This is a genomic window from Rhodococcus sp. EPR-157 (genome assembly GCF_001647195.1).
In the GTDB taxonomy this organism is placed as follows: Bacteria; Actinomycetota; Actinomycetes; order Mycobacteriales; family Mycobacteriaceae; genus Rhodococcoides.
In genome coordinates this window covers 1-510 of sequence record NZ_LVCV01000469.1, presented here as the reverse complement: position 1 = coordinate 510, position 510 = coordinate 1, and the positions used below count along the sequence as shown (strand labels likewise).

Here is a 510-nt window from a genome sequence, read left to right as displayed (position 1 = left end):
CGTCTTCGTGAATGGTGACGTTGACGGTAGAGGCGTAACCGGCCATCGCCTCATCGACGGAGTTGTCCACAACCTCCCAGATCAGGTGGTGCAGGCCTCGCTCACCGGTGGAGCCGATGTACATACCGGGCCTCTTGCGGACCGCTTCGAGTCCCTCGAGCACGGTGATCGACGAAGCGCCATAATCTTTGTTATCGGTCTTACCTGACTTCTCGGCAGCCACGGTTCGGTTGTTCTCCTTCAGCGTCTTCGACCCCCTCGCACCGAAGTCGGTGCTGCCGCGTGCGCACCTGGTGGTGCCACCGCACGATTTCGCTCCGCCGAGGCGATCGACCCACCTGGGACGACCGTTTCGGCAGAGCGGATCCGAAGGGCTATGTGTGTTACCCGTCCATACTACGGGTACCTGCCGACGGCATGGGGACGATGACACCCCGAAACACCCTCTGAATGCCTCACAGACGCATTTTCTCGCATTCCGGTGGCAAAGATGGACGGCGGATCCGTCCT

At 61.0% G+C, this 510-nt stretch carries 1 pseudogene; it reads right to left on the bottom strand.

The annotated features are described in order from the left end of the window. Positions 1 to 223: pseudogene (locus A2J03_RS21615) on the bottom strand (DNA topoisomerase IV subunit B); the annotation flags it as partial. Between the last annotated feature and the right edge of the window lie 287 nt (positions 224 to 510).